Origin of the sequence: Coleofasciculus sp. F4-SAH-05, assembly GCF_040222985.1 — a bacterium.
Lineage (GTDB): Bacteria > Cyanobacteriota > Cyanobacteriia > Cyanobacteriales > Coleofasciculaceae > Coleofasciculus > Coleofasciculus chthonoplastes.
Map to the genome: position 1 here is coordinate 1 of NZ_JAVKBY010000096.1, position 15,154 is coordinate 15,154.

Sequence of the window (15,154 nt, forward strand, 5' to 3'; positions counted from 1 at the left end):
GGTGTGCGAGCCGGAAAGCTCGCTACTCATACCCAATTTAAATGCCCACCAGAATACGAGGAGCATAACATTCATCAATGGCGAAATCATTGGTGTGCGAGCCGGAAAGCTCGCTACTCATACCCAATTTAAATGCACGACAGCTAATCTTGCCCTATACATTATCTGGATCAATACCTAATTCTCGCAACCGTTGCGCCAATTGCTGGGCGCGTTCTTCAGCTAATTGTGCGCGTTCAGCTTCCTGTTGGGCGCGTTCTTCAGCTAATCGAGCGAGTTCAGCTTCCTGTTGGGCGCGTTCTTCAGCTAATCGAGCCAGTTCAGCTTCCTGTTGGGCGCGTTCTTCAGCTAATCGAGCGAGTTCAGCTTCCTGTTGGGCGCGTTCTTCGGCGGCGATTGCCCGTTGTTCAGCAAATACAGCCTGCTCATTATCCGTGGGAATCAACTCGCCGGAAGGCGTCATCCATCGCAACCAACGTCCGTTAATCTCACGAAACCGTCCTGACCATAATCCCAAGCTTAACCCTAATTCGGGTATGACCAACCGATTATCAGTTAAATTCACCCGTTGATAATTCCCCTCAACTAAATGGAAGATTTGCAATTCCAAGGTATAGCGGCTAAAAATCACATAGTACGGTACCCGCAAAATCTGTTCATACACCTGCCATTTTGTCGGTGGACTTCCGGCTTGGGGTATTGTCCGTCCAAAATCCTCATCCTCCGTCCCCGGAGATAATAACTCCACCACGACAAAGGGACTAATTTCTTCTTGCCAAATCACATAACTTAAGCGCAAATCTCGCTGTTCATACAAGCGAGGAATCCCCACAACGCCAAACCAATCGGGACGCTTGTACCAGTGAGTATGATTAACATCGTAATACAGATTCAAATCGCAGGCAGAAAACACCTGCTCCCAATTCCAATTCGTTGGTTGAAAAGTTAAAAGCAGTAAAAGGGGTTGAAAAAAGTGAAACTCATCGGGCAATCCAGGGTCCTCCGGATTATCACTAGGTAAATCATACATTGTCGGCAAGGTTTGCCGGGGAGAATCTGGGGGATTGGATTGGGTGGGCAGACGAATCATGATGATGTGAGGTATTGATTACTATAAAATCTATTCCATCATTTTAGCTGGGTCACGCCGCCATCGTGCGGAGAGCAAAGCGTAACGCACCTGGAAGCGCTCACCCGCTCTCGTTTGGTTTCGTTCCAAGGGTTTAACCTACTTGCGTTGACATACACCCACGCACCTTTATTACTATATTTAATCCCCAAGCCTCGTCATGCCAGATATCGATCACCCTAACTTGAGAAAATTTATGCTAAGAAAGGAGTCGATTTAATGTCAGACTCTGAGAGCCACCACTTATGCATAAAATAGGCAACCTGTATTTTTTATGGTATGCATTATTCTTTACTCTAAGTATTATATCAACCGCCACCCAAGCCCAAGAATTAAACGGGGACTCGGACACCCCACTCGGATCAGCATCGGATTTGAGAATTACCCCCCGCGTAGGTATTGGTTATAACACCTCAGGTGCTGGCTACGACGGCTTTACCCGCTTTGAGGGCTTTGTTCCCTTGCTACAAACTCCGGGTCGGACACTGACGTTTATTCAAGGACAGTTGCTGCTCGATAATACGGCAAACTGGGGCGGTAATATTCTCTTGGGACATCGTTTTTACACCCCAGAAGCTAACCGTATTTTTGGTGGGTATCTGGCGTATGATAATCGTCATACAGGTAAAACGACCTTTCATCAATTGGGCATCGGATTGGAAACGTTAGGCTCAATTTGGGATGTTCGGGTGAATGGTTATCTGCCGATTGGAGATACTCGCAAAGTTGTTGAAGAACGAATTGTTGATACAGGATTACAACTGACAGATATTTTCTTCCAGGATCACTTTTTAGTCCAACAAGCCCGACGAGAACGTCAGGAAGTGCGCCATTTAGAAGCTGCGATGACTGGGGTTGATCTGGAAGCTGGGGCGAGATTGGCGCAATGGGGGACAACGGGTGAGTTGCGAGGATATGCAGGACTTTATTATTATGATGCTGCGGGTACAGAGGGGAGTTTGGGGTGGCGACTTCGCCTGGATATTCGTCCCACCAATTATCTGAATTTGGGTGTGGCGTTTCAAGAAGATGAGTTATTTGGTACAAATGTTCTGTTTAATCTGGGAGCAAGTTGGGGCGGAACTCCGGCGGCTGGGAAACGGGAAGGAAATGCAGTTTGGGCGCGAATGGGGGAATCGGTGATGCGTACTGCAAGTATTACCGTCGATGGACAAACTGATGTTGGGGAACCGTTCGAGGAATCCACGACTATTCAGGCGACGAACCCATTAACAGGTGAACCTTATTTTTTCCAGCAGGTAAACTTACAAGCAACTGGGGGGAATGGAACGGCTGAAAATCCCTTTGGTACTCTGGCAGAAGCGCTGAATGCAGCCCAGGCGAATCAGATTGTATATGTGCAAGGAACAACGCCGCCTGAAATTCCGGGATTTACGATTCCTGATGGTGTGTCGGTTTTGTCTACAGCGCCAGTACAAGAGATTGAAACGGTAACATTTGGTCGCATTCCGTTACCTCAGTCGGGGAGTGGAACAGTTCCCCAGATTGGGGGTACGGTAACGATGGGCAATGATACGGTGTTATCCGGGTTTGCCATTACTAATGCTCAGGGTTCCGGTATTGAAGCAATTAATATTAGTAATGCTGAGATTCGAGATACTCAGATTACAAGTTCGACACAAGCTGGTGTCTGGCTAGAAAATATAACCGGGACAATTACTCTAACCAATAGTGTGATTACCGGGGATAGAGTAGCGTCTATTATTGGCACAAACGTTAATAATATTACAGTCACAGATGGAAGCTTAATTAGCCGAGAGTCCGACACTGATGGAATTAAATTCGATGGAGTCAACGGTGTCGTTAATATTAGCGATAGTACCATTACGGTGACCAATCCTAGTCAACATGGTATTGCTGCAACTAACGTTAATGGCAGTCTCACTATTATGGCGAATGAGGGGAGTGAAATTACCACAGCTTCGACGAGAAACGCCGGAGTTTTTCTAGAGGATATTCCCGGTTCTGTGACGCTGGCTAGGCTTGATATGAGTAGTACAGGTTCAGCCGCTATTCAGGGTACGACTGTTAACAGGATCGAGGTAATGGATAGTAGTATAACGAGCCGTAATTCTGACACCAGTGGCATTACATTTGATGGAGTCAGCGGCGTGGTTAATATTAGTGATAGTCCAATTACCGTGGTGAATCCTATTGAACAAGGGATTGCACTGAGAAATGTAACAGGTGAGCTGACGATTGCCGCTAATCAAGGGAGTGAAATCACGACGATTTCAGCAGGAACTTCAGGTGTGTTAGTTGAGGATACGATGGGTTCAGTACGACTGTCTGGATTCACGATTAGTAGTACCGTAGGAGCAGTGATTCAAGGGAATCGGATTAATAATCTAGAGATTGTGGATAGTACTTTAACCAGTATTGATTCTAACCAGCATGGACTTAGTTTCAATGAAGTGAGTGGACTGGTCAATATTAGCGATAGCACGATTACAGTGACGAATCCGACTGAAAATGGTATTTCAGCCACAGATATTAGTGGCAAGCTCAATATTAACGCTAATGAAGGGAGTCAGATTACTACGGCTACTAATGGCGTCGCCGGAATTTTGTTAGAAAATGCGACAGATACTGTAATGCTTTCGGGACTGGAAGTTAGCAGCGCTGGGGGTTCTGCGTTCCAGGGAAATCAGGTAAATAATCTTGCGATCGCGAATAGTACGCTAATTAGTTCTAATTCGACGACAGGAGGCATTTCTCTGGACACTGTAACGGGTACAGTGGAGATAACCGATAGCACTATTACAATTCTTGATCCCGTCAATGATACCCATGGTATCTCAATAAATGATGTCACAGGGACGGTGACAATTGCCGCGAATCAAGGCAGTGAAATTACTACTCCAAATTTTGGCATTGAACTGACAGATTCACCCAGCGGACAATTCACAATTTCCGGATTCACGATTATCGATGCCCAAGACAGTGGTATTTTTGGGCAAAATCTGGGTGGTTTGACGTTTCAGGGAAATACAATTCGTCAAGCAACCAATCAAGGCATAGCCTTAAATAATGTGACTGGAACCGTCGCGATCGCAAATAATACAATTACCAATACGGGTTCGGATCGGGACATTAAATTACCCAATGGTGAGACTGTACCGACTGGACAAGGTATCGCGGTTGTCAACACAACCGGGCAAGTTGATCTAAGCATTTCTAATAATAATCAAATTAGCGATAATTTTAACGATGCTATTCTCTTAAGCTTTAGTGGAGATGCCGTAGCTAACACTGTGACAATTACCGGAAATACCTTGGAAAATAATGGCGGTGTTTCACCCGTTCGAGGGGATGGCATTGCTATGGCGTTGGATAATACTGCAATTGTTTATAATCTGACCATTTCAGAGAATACTATCCGGGGGAATGGGGATGAAGGAATTGACCTGCGTCTTGGCTTCTTTGGGGAGAACAATGCCCGACTGGAAAATGGGACGATTAGCAACAACCTGATCGACGATAATAATCAAATGGGTATTAATCTAGCGACAGCCAATGGTGGCACGCAACAGTTAACCGTTACACAGAATAGGATTACGAATAGTGGTCAGCAAGGGATTAACATCTTAGCGGCTGTCGGTAGCACTCAACAGATTACCCTTACGGACAACACTGTTGAAAATAGTCTGTCTCAGAACATTTTTATCCAGACTGTTGTCGATAGCCGGATAATTGCTGATGTTCAGGGGAATACCTTATCAAACAGTGGCGATGTTAATTTCCATGCGAGCGCCACGCCTCCTAGCACATTCTGCTTAAACTTGCAGGATAATACAAGTTTAGAGGATTTCTCCAGTACGGGGTACTTGCTAAATAATTTCGGTGGGACATTTTTGGTTGTCGATTTGGCAAACCTTAATATCAACAATACCCCGAATAATTCGGTCATATTGCCATCTTCTTCTTTTTCTTTAGACAATCTGACAACTCTAACAGCTTGTCCTTAATTCAACAAATGACGTATAGCGCTTCGCGCTGGTCTAGTTACACTTTGTTTGTACGAACATCCCATCTGGACTCAGTTTCAGGTACGAGAGTTGTAAATACACCAGAGCGACTTGCTATAGCTTGCTTCTCGATGAAAGCGAGTATGACCAATGACAAATGACCAATGACAAATGACCAATGACAAATGACCAATGACAAATGACCAATGACCAATGACCAATGACCAATGACCAATGACAAATGACCAATGACCAATGACCAATGACCAAAACTTACCAAAATGGATCACTATAGAGATTAATCGTAAGCTGTTCCTGACCCGGTGGTACAGCCGAGATACAGGCACAAATCGTTTCTCCGTCGTTAATTTCAACCTCGCAAGCGTGACAGGAACCCATGAGGCATCCTGTGGGAATGAAAACGCCAGCGCGTTGAGCCACTTGCAGTAGCGGTTCTCCTACTTCTGCATTAATGGTGACATCATCGGGTAAAAATCGAATGGTAACACTCATGAACAGGTTTTAGTGATTAACTCACCCCAAGTTAGGTATAATAGTGCTTAAATCTAAATGAGCCTCGACGCTATCGGCTAAGGAATTCAAAACCACTTCGAGCTGCTCTCGATAGTCCGGAATACCCGTTGGCAAAGACGCAAGTCCACGTTGATGTCGCAGTTGATTCAACCACGCCCGTCGCCAGGGACCATTATCAAATAAACCATGGAGATAGGTTCCCCAAATCGATTGAGTGATATCGACTAACCCTAAACCGGGGTCATCAAATAGGGGTTGATAGGCAGACTTATTATCCGTAGTTTCTGAGTCAATCAGCCGAGAACGCCCTTGATGGATTTCGTAACCAGCGACAGGTAAACCGACTTGAGGATAGTTAGAGGTGACTAGGCGCTGACGTGCCACTTTTCTGGCGGTAATTATGGTTTTGATCGGTAATAATCCTAATCCTTGATATTGTCCCGGTTCATCTTCAATACCATCGGGATCAAGCAGGGTTTGACCCAGCATTTGAAACCCACCACAAATCCCTAAAACGGTACCCCCAGCAGCGGCATAGTTTTTAATCTCTTCGAGCATGCCTGTTTTATGCAACATGAGTAAGTCGCTAATCGTGGTTTTTGTCCCCGGCAAAATCAGGGCGTCGGGATAGCCGAGGGATTGATTCGGTGTTAAATATTTGACACTGACCGTTGATTCCGCTTCGAGGGCATCAAAGTCGGTAAAGTTAGAGATGCGAGGGAAGCGAATTACCGCCACCGTTAATTCACTATCCCGTTTTCTCTTATTGTAGCGATCTAGTAATGCTAAAGAGTCTTCGGCAGGAAAGATCTCATTAATCCAGGGAATTACCCCAATAACAGGAATTCCGGTGCGTTCTTCGAGCCAAGTAATTCCCGATTCTAAGAGCGATCGCTGTCCTCTAAATTTATTAATCACCACACCCTTAATTAAAGCTCGCTCATCCGGTTCTAAGAGTTCTAGAGTCCCAACAATATGAGCAAATGCGCCGCCGCGATCAATATCTACTACAAGTAACGTTGGTGCATTTAAATGCTTCGCTACCCGCATATTGGTTAAGTCGCGGTGTTTGAGATTAATTTCTGCTGGACTCCCTGCACCCTCACACACGACAAAATCAAACTCATGACTCAAACGCCGCAGCGACTCTTGAATCGCTTGCCAACCCCGATCAAAGTACTGTTCATAATAATCCGCCGCGCCGACTTTACCCGCCACTTGACCCATGAGAATGACTTGAGAGGTCATATCCCCCTGGGGTTTAAGTAAAATCGGGTTCATTTCGACACAGGGCGTCACATCAGCCGCCCAAGCTTGAACCGCTTGAGCATGTCCAATTTCGCCGCCATTGGGGGTGACATAAGCGTTGAGCGCCATATTTTGTCCCTTAAAGGGAGCCACGCGCCAACCGCGCCGGGAAAGAATACGGCACAAGGCGGTAACAATAAACGATTTTCCTGCGTGGGAGGTTGTTCCCACTACCATCAGCGATTTCATAAAGCGGGTTAAGAGTTATCGGGTAATCAGCACGAATAGAAGCAACCCTGCGACTATGAATTTAAATTGGCAATCGCCACCAACGGTTCCAGGCGTGAGCGATGCGATCCCACAAGGATGGCGGGGGCAATGACTCGCCTAGGCTTGCCCATTTTTCCACCAGTTGACGACCCAAGGGTGTGAGACGAAAACTGTCGGTAATACCTTGACCATCAACTTCTCGTCGCAAAACGCCGACTTGAATCAACCAGATTAAATCACGTTCGGCTGCCAACTCGGATAAGGGACTTTTAGTATAGCCCTGTTCTATCCCTTTTTGCGTCGCGATCGCGAGTAGGGAAACGCTGGTAGAACGCATCTTCTTATACAAGGTTAACTGGAAGGGCAGACAGCGCAACGCAAGTTCTGCGCGTTTAATGGTGCGCTCTGGATAGTGAACCGTTTGGGCTTTTTCAGAGGAAATGGATGTCATCGTGATTCGCTGCTGGATACCTCCTCCATGTTGTGTATGGGTGGGGTAGTTGACTGCAACTGGATTAGCTTAATCCGTGAGAAGCCCCACACCATTGATCTGGCGCTGGGATTCTTCGCCAGTGAATTGATAAAATGTCTGTCACGCTTCTTTTTATCTTAACCTCAAAGGAGAGGGCGACCTGAGCACATGCGCTACCTGTAGGGGCTCTTCTTTGCCGTGCCCCTACCATAAATGGCGTTTGTGTGTAAGTCCTGAAGGAATTTCTCATCAAACTTCCCTTCCCTTACACACCAACTTTTTCAATCGAATCCACCGATTATCCGTAGTAGGATGAAGAATAGTTAAGTAGTACACACAGGGAAAAAGACTTATGGCTTTAAGCGTTGGCGATAAAGCTCCGGCATTTACTGCTAAAGATGATGCAGGGAATACCGTTTCCCTGTCCGACTTGGCGGGAAAAACAGTAGTTCTCTATTTTTATCCCAAAGACGATACTCCAGGTTGCACCAAAGAAGCCCAAAGCTTCCGGGACAACTATGCTGAATATCAAGGCAAAGATATGGTTGTTCTCGGTGTGAGCATGGATGATGAGACATCCCATAAGCAATTTAAGGAGAAGTATGGTTTGCCTTTCCAATTGCTCGCTGATCCGGATGGCACGATTACCAAAGCTTATGATGTTGAAGGCGGCGGTTACTCCAAGCGCGTCACGTATGTGATTAATGGTGAAGGTACGATCACTTATGTTGATGAGAAGGTGAAAACCGATTCCCATGCTAAGGATATCCTAGCTAGCATGAGCTAGCCGCCTTGTTCCCAGGCTTTGCCTGGGAATGGTTTCAGGACGGTTGTACTTCCAGTTATCTAATGCCTCCCCCAGCCGGAGTCGAGGGGTTATTGGGTTGAACGGGCTGTTGATTTCTTAACCGTTCTCGTTGTAGCTGTCGGAACTCTTGCGTGGCATTGTCTAAGTTTTGATCCAGTTCGCTGTTAAACGCCTCAGAATCAACGCCTAAACGGGAGCGATGGATAAAATCAAAGACATTAAAGCCACTGTTACCCGTTGTTCCCGTAAGTGAATCTCGCTCATTTTGGCGATTATTTATATCTTCTAGGGGATTCACCCGTTCAGTTGATTGTGCGATCGCGGATTCAGGGATAATGGCTGATATGCTAACAACCACTCCTAACCCTAGGGAAGCGAACAGGGTTGAGGTGAGTGCCGGAGTCAATAGGGTGCTGATCTTCATGGCAATTAACCTTTTTTTTTAGAAATTATAATTAGATTTCCATCAGGATACGGTAGTTCTACCGATAAGGGTACGGCAGTGCTCATCCGTGTCAACTTAAGCTAAACCCCTCACCCCCAGCCCCTCTCCCACGCCGGGGAGAGGGGAGCAAGAGAGTCCGGTTCCCCTTCTCCCATGCAACAAAAGCGAAGCATCCTCTGTCCTCCCCCCTCTTGTAGGGGGAAGGGGGGTGGAGAAGGGGTTAGGGGATGAGGGGGAAAATGTCAAGGAGTAGACAGACACAGCTTAAAACCTTGTCAGTATTAGTTTGCACCTTAAGTTGATACCAATGGGCAGTGCCGTGCCCCTACTATAGCGCCTCTAATTATTTTTATCTGGGATTTTTTCCCGATCGCTATCATTACCCATATCTTTCTTAACACGTTTCGAGAGCGATCGCTCTTTTAATTCCCGGTAGGGGCGACCCGCTTGCACAAATTGACAACTGTGTCAATTTAATTTTATCGGATCGCCCTTTCTTTTAACAGGAAGTCTAGATACCTGAGTCGGGGCGGGTGTAGTGGACTGACACAGCTAAAATTGTGGAATAGATTTGACGTTTAAACCGGGCGCAAGCCTTGCGCCCCTACAATTCTAATCCACCAATTAAGGTGTGCCACGACGCCATCGTGCGTTAGCGTAAGCGTAACGCACCATTTCAAACGATAGCAGTGAAACCCGCCCCTACAAACTTAACACTAATTGTGCCAATTTTTTCTGGGCAAACTCCCTAACTTTATCATCAGGATCATTTTCGGCTCTGTCGCGCAGCAAGGGTAGAGTCTGGGGATGGTTAGGATATTGTTTGATAATGATATCAAGTGCTAATTGCCGAGGATTGTCTTGCCAGTCTTCCTCTCGCACAAAGGGATCATTGAGGGCGCGATCGCGTAATAATTCAAATAGCCATGGGTCATCTTTCCAGCCTTGGGCTATTTCTTGCACTGCGGCATATCGCACATTCCTATCGTCATTAGATTGGGCTTTTTGTTTGAGCCAAGGTAAGGTATCTGGGTCATCTTTCCAGCCTTTGGCTATTTCTTCCACGGCGGCATCTCGCACATCCCCATCGTCATCAGATTGAGCTTTTTGTTTGAGAATCGGTAAGGTGTCTGGGTCATCTTTCCAGCCTTTGGCTAATTCTTGCACTGCTGCACGTCGCACATACCAATCGTCATCAGATTGGGCTTTTTCTTTGAGCCAAGGTAAGGTATCTGGGTCATCTTTCCAGCCTTTGGCTATTTCTTCCACGGCGGCACGTCGCACATACCTATCGTCATCAAATTGGGCTTTTTGTTTGAGGATAGGTAAAGTCTTTGGGGAATCATGCCAGCCTTTGGCTAGTTGTCGCACTGCTGCACCTCGCACAACCCAATTCTCATCAGATTGGGCTTTTTGCTTGAGAATGTGTAAGGTAGTGGGGTCATCTTTCCAGCCTCTGGCTAATTCTTGCATGGCTGAAAGTTGCACATTTTCATCGTCATCAGATTCGACTTTTTGTTTCAGCCAAGCTAAAGTGTCTGGAGAATCATGCCAGGTTGTCGCAATGGCAGCAACCGCTTGGCTGCGAATTTCCCGAACTAATTTGAAATCCTCTCCATAATGTTCGTAACAATAAGGTAAGTCATACTGAATTAACCCCTTAATCTGATTCAGTAATTGATTCGCTGTCGATACGATAACCAAACGATTCCTCACCTCAGACAGACAATCCGCCGCTAGAAACACATTAATAAACTTTTCCGCTTCCCCCGGCTGATTCCTCAGATAATCCAGAATCTCACCAGCTAACTTTGGCTCAATCATCCCCACAATCAGCCGTAACACTTCATGCCAAGACTCATCCTGCCAATGCTTGCTAAAAACTTCTGTTTTCAACTCCTCCAGAGAAAGTGTTCGTTCCTTCTCAAACTGCCAAACATATTCCCAGGCACAGAAATACTCCAAAAACGTCCGATGCACAAAGGCATAATAATCTGCCCCCATGAAACATAAGATAAAATTCCGTTCCCGCAGTTGCTTGATCATCACCCTCGCCACCGCCCTAGAATTATTGATATCTAGCGTTTTCAGATACTCTGTCAAAATTCCTTCTAACTCATCCGCCGCAATCAGATTACCCGCCAAGCCTTTCTCCGCTGCTTGCATCTGATAAGCCACCCGACGCAACATCGCCTGCTTATCTTTATAATCAATCGTTTGAATCTCTAACTGCTGATGTTCGACTAACGCCCGTTCTACATCCCATTGATACAGCAACACCTGCGAGGCTTGGTTGTATAATTCAGGTCTATCTCTGGGCAATTCTCGATTACGATTTAAAATTGCCATCATGGTTAACAATAAGGGATTCCCAGCCAGTTCGCGAATCGCTTTTGAGGTATCAATTGCCCGTTGCAGCCGTTCTCGCTTCCTCTGTTTATCTACTTGATCCGTAAAGGTTAAATCATGCCAACGGGTAATAAATTCTTTAACCTGACTTTCCTCTAAATCTTGCAACATAAAATGATAAAACTGAGCATCTCTTAAGCGCTGCGGTTTATAGCCAATCACACGAGACGTAACAATTACCCGCACATCAGGATAATCATTGGTGAAGCAATGAATATCGGTAATCACATCCTCCCGTTTCCCCGGATCAAATACCTCATCCAAGCCATCAAACATGACTAAAGCATTTCCGGCTTTTAACTGTTCCACCAGTTGATGCTGATTCAGATGACAGACAATCCCACTGCTATCATGGAAGAATTCCAGGAAGTTCTTACATTGTCCCGCATCGCGATTCCGCATATAGGTGCGTAATTCAATCAGCAGAGGAATCGGCTGTAAACTGGCGTCATTCGGTGTAGAATTTGCCCAATCTAATGCCAAATATTGCAACAAGGTAGATTTGCCTGAACCCGGATCACCGAGAATCACCAGATAGGGATAGTTATCTTTATCGTTAATAATTTCCCCAATCGGACGAATTGACTGTTGAGAATAAACCTGTTTATATTCGGTTAACTCTTCCAGAGACACATCCCCGTCAAGTAGATGACTTTCTCGCAGTCGCCGTTGATGTTCTTTGGGGAGTTCATAGACTTGGGGTAATCCCTGATGAACTTGTCGCACATTTTGCGGGATGAAGAGTCGCCAGAGTTTCAGTTGGTTATAGGCGCAGCCTGTTGTGTCTAAACTGGATAGGTTTAAGTTGCTGTAGCGTTCCCGTAAGCCTTCTTGATATTTGGTTAGATTAAAATCGGGAGGAATTCCGGCATTTTCTCGCCCTTGTTGTTCAATAGATTCCAGAATCTCTAATTCTAACAGTTCCTTTAACTCTGGCGAATTGCGGACAATGCTTTTAACTTCTTTGAGATAGGGTTTGGTAATCTCCTCCCAGTTAAACCCAGTTGGCATATCAGGTGAATAGCGCTGCACCCAAATTGTCCTTAATTGATTGTCGTCGATGGCGCGACAATCTTTTTCAAAGGCTTTTCCTAACAGGGGTTTAACGTCATCGTCTTTGATAAACCGTTCAATTACTATTTGATAGTTGTCTCGAACTTCGGCTTCGGTGACATAGAAGAGTAATTCATATTCGATGAGTTTGAGAAATTGCTGTAAAGCCTCACCCAGCGCTTTTTTCAGGATATCGGGTTGGGCAGATTGTACCCCGGTTTTAATGCAGTCTTTGAAAAAATCTTTTACATAGTCTTCTAACGCTTCTTTCCCCAGTTTCAGGAGGATGTCTTTTAAGAGTAAATCGTTGAGGATAGAAACGCCTAGCGCTGTCCAAAGTTCCACGATGCTGCTAATTCCTCTAGAAAACGTATGTTTAACATTTAAATTAAACAGGACTTACGCAGCTACACCACAGATGGTGGCTTGCGGTGCGTTACGCTTCGCTAACGCACCCTACATATCGAGCCTTTGCGTAAGTCCTATTAAAGTGGGTGGGCAATGCCCACCCTACAAGTTTTAATGCTATTAGGCAAATCGACGCCGTAGCAATGGACTAATCAGAACTAACGCGGCGGCGGCAAAGGCAAACAGGACTAAAATAGCCCCGCCAAATGTAATTGAAGCCCAAGGTGCTTCCATGACAACACTGCCTAAAGACCAAGCCTTGTGGAGGTAGAGATAGCGAATCGGTTCAATCGCATAACTTAAGGGATTGAGACTGGCGACAAGCTGTAACCATTTTGGCATAAAGGATAGCGGCGCTAGGGCAGTGCTGGCAAATAACAGGGGTAAGTTGGTGACAAAAATGACGGCAATTAGTTCAATATGACCCGGAAGCACAAAGGCGAGTCCTAAACTTAATGCTGTCATCCCGATTACCAGCAAGAAAACAATCAGCGCGATCGCACCCAGTCCGGCTATATTAGGAAAACCCGCCCCCATCACTGCACTGGCGGCGACAATCACCACGGCTTGAATAAAGCTGAGGGCGACGATATAGATAGCGGATGCAGCAACAATGGAGAAGCGAGACACCAAAGGTGCAACAAGTAAACGATTCAGAAAGCCAAATTCCCGGTCAAACATCACCGGTAAGCCAGCATTGAGCGCACCAGCGAAGGCGGTAAATACAATTACACCAGCACTCAAGAATTGGGCATAAGATAAGCTTTCACCAAAGAGTCCTTTTGGCGCATTTTGAAATAACGCCCCAAACAGAATCAGCCACATCAACGGCTGAATCACGCCAGCGATTAATGTAGATGGGCGTCGTTGTAATTGGATAAACAAGCGTTTAGTGAGTGCCAAGGTTTCTTGGACAAATTCACCGACACCTGCTTTGTCGCTGACAGGGACTTGACTTACCACGTCGGGTTGCCAATTAATTTCCGGTTTTGATGGTGTTACAGTTCCACTCATAATGTTATTTGTTATTGGTTATTGGTCATTTGTCATTCGTCATTTGTCATTCGTCATTTGTCATTTGTCATTCGCCTTATGTACAGTCGGGGCGGGTGTAGGGTGCGTTAGCGAAGCGTAACGCACCATTTCAAACGATAGTAGTGAAACCCGCCCCTACATAATTTCCCCCATCTGACACACCGAGCGTGTTACCGAGCGAAGTCGAGGTAAGTCGAGGTGTTCCCCCATCTCCCCCATCTCCCCTATCTCCCCCATCTCCCTCTCATCTCATCATTCCTTCATCCGTTGCTTTTTCTCTGCCTTCACATCTCGTGTTCCCGCCGCCGCGAGTTCAGCATCCATTAAGGTTTGACCGGTGGCGGCTAAGTAGACATCATCTAAACTAGGTCGAGATTGGGCAATACCAAAAATGGGTAATCCGGCGTCTTTTAAGGATTGCTGAATGTTGGTCAATGCGTCACTTTGGGATTTAACCACTAAGTTGAGGGAATTTCCTTGTGCCGTATTAATAATCACTTCTTGGACAAAGGGTAACACCTCCAGCTTTTCCTTGGCATTTTGGGCTTCTTCCATAGGCGAGAATTCCCGGATGCGGAGGGTTATGCGATCGCCTCCTACGTTATCCTTTAACTGAGAGGGCGTACCTTCGGCAATAACAACTCCTTTGTCGATAATTGCCACGCGATCGGCTAGAATATCTACTTCTTCCAAATAGTGGCTGGTAATAAATATGGTCGTGCCAGCGTTTTGCAATTGACGCAGGAAATTCCACACCACTACCCGACTCTCGATATCCAATCCCACCGTGGGTTCATCCAGAACCAAAACATCGGGTTTATGCAGTAAGCCGGAGGCTAAATCCAGACGCTTGCGGATTCCGCCGGAGTAGGTTCCTGTCTTTTTATCAGCATACTCCTGCAAGCCCAACACCTCTATCATGGTATTGACCCGCTCTTTGGCAATGTTGCTGGGTAGGTGATATAAATCCGCTTGTAGTTGCAGTAACTCGCGCCCTGTCAACACCTTGTCTAATGCCACTTCCTGGGCGACATAACCGATGCGACGGCGGACGGCTCTAGGATTCGCGATCGCAGAAATTCCCGATACCTCAATCTTACCCGCGTCGGGTTTACTTAAGGTACACAGACAGCGAATCGTTGTGGTTTTCCCCGCCCCATTTGGACCGAGTAAGCCAAAAATCTCACCGGGTTCGACGTTCAGGGAGATGTCCTTCACGGCTTCGACATCCCCGTAGTATTTTTTTAGGTTCTTGATTAAAACGGCAGCAGCCATATATCGTTCTATACCTGAGTTGGCTATACAAATCTAAACAATTAGTTGTCTTTTCATTTTAAGGGGTTTGTTGGCATTG

11 protein-coding genes are annotated in these 15,154 nt (G+C 46.0%); 2 read left to right on the top strand and 9 right to left on the bottom strand.

Annotated elements, in window-relative coordinates; all coding sequences use genetic code 11:
- Nucleotides 1-154 precede the first annotated feature (154 nt).
- Nucleotides 155-1,090 carry a Uma2 family endonuclease gene (locus RIG27_RS11985; RefSeq protein WP_446345375.1) on the bottom strand — a complete coding sequence of 312 codons (936 nt, stop codon included), beginning with the start codon at nucleotides 1,088-1,090 and terminating at the stop codon, nucleotides 155-157.
- Nucleotides 1,091-1,374: 284 nt separating this feature from the next.
- On the opposite strand from RIG27_RS11985, the gene RIG27_RS11990 reads away from it, so the two are divergent.
- Nucleotides 1,375-5,118, top strand: coding sequence for a right-handed parallel beta-helix repeat-containing protein (locus tag RIG27_RS11990; protein WP_446345377.1), 3,744 nt, complete (start codon nucleotides 1,375-1,377; stop codon nucleotides 5,116-5,118).
- A gap of 77 nt (nucleotides 5,119-5,195) precedes the next feature.
- Here the strand turns inward: RIG27_RS11990 and RIG27_RS11995 are convergent, their stop codons facing one another.
- From RIG27_RS11995 to RIG27_RS12010, 4 genes are all read right to left on the bottom strand, one after another.
- Nucleotides 5,196-5,408, bottom strand: coding sequence for a hypothetical protein (locus RIG27_RS11995; protein WP_446345380.1), 213 nt, complete (start codon nucleotides 5,406-5,408; stop codon nucleotides 5,196-5,198).
- Complete coding sequence (locus RIG27_RS12000) at nucleotides 5,392-5,631, bottom strand: 2Fe-2S iron-sulfur cluster-binding protein (protein ID WP_446340657.1); 240 nt, start codon at nucleotides 5,629-5,631, stop codon at nucleotides 5,392-5,394. Before RIG27_RS12000 ends, RIG27_RS11995 begins: the two co-directional genes overlap by 17 nt.
- Before the next feature lie 21 nt (nucleotides 5,632-5,652).
- Nucleotides 5,653-7,149: a cobyric acid synthase CobQ gene (gene cobQ, locus RIG27_RS12005; protein WP_446345382.1), complete on the bottom strand. Its 1,497-nt coding sequence runs from the start codon at nucleotides 7,147-7,149 to the stop codon at nucleotides 5,653-5,655.
- 61 nt (nucleotides 7,150-7,210) lie between these two features.
- Complete coding sequence (locus RIG27_RS12010) at nucleotides 7,211-7,621, bottom strand: Npun_F0494 family protein (RefSeq protein WP_446345384.1); 411 nt, start codon at nucleotides 7,619-7,621, stop codon at nucleotides 7,211-7,213.
- Between the two features lie 373 nt (nucleotides 7,622-7,994).
- On the opposite strand from RIG27_RS12010, the gene RIG27_RS12015 reads away from it, so the two are divergent.
- Nucleotides 7,995-8,429 carry a peroxiredoxin gene (locus RIG27_RS12015; RefSeq protein ID WP_446340654.1) on the top strand — a complete coding sequence of 145 codons (435 nt, stop codon included), beginning with the start codon at nucleotides 7,995-7,997 and terminating at the stop codon, nucleotides 8,427-8,429.
- Between the two features lie 55 nt (nucleotides 8,430-8,484).
- On the opposite strand, the gene RIG27_RS12020 is transcribed toward RIG27_RS12015, so the two are convergent.
- The 4 genes from RIG27_RS12020 to RIG27_RS12035 form a co-directional block, all read right to left on the bottom strand.
- On the bottom strand, nucleotides 8,485-8,874 hold the full coding sequence (locus RIG27_RS12020; RefSeq protein ID WP_446345387.1) for a hypothetical protein: 390 nt from the start codon (nucleotides 8,872-8,874) through the stop codon (nucleotides 8,485-8,487).
- Nucleotides 8,875-9,597: 723 nt separating this feature from the next.
- Nucleotides 9,598-12,705 (bottom strand): NACHT domain-containing protein, encoded by a 3,108-nt coding sequence (locus tag RIG27_RS12025; protein WP_446345475.1) that lies wholly within the window; start codon nucleotides 12,703-12,705, stop codon nucleotides 9,598-9,600.
- A gap of 180 nt (nucleotides 12,706-12,885) precedes the next feature.
- Nucleotides 12,886-13,779, bottom strand: coding sequence for an ABC transporter permease (locus RIG27_RS12030; RefSeq protein ID WP_446345389.1), 894 nt, complete (start codon nucleotides 13,777-13,779; stop codon nucleotides 12,886-12,888).
- Between the two features lie 273 nt (nucleotides 13,780-14,052).
- Nucleotides 14,053-15,075, bottom strand: a complete 1,023-nt coding sequence (locus RIG27_RS12035) for an ATP-binding cassette domain-containing protein (protein ID WP_446345391.1) — start codon at nucleotides 15,073-15,075, stop codon at nucleotides 14,053-14,055.
- Between the last annotated feature and the right edge of the window lie 79 nt (nucleotides 15,076-15,154).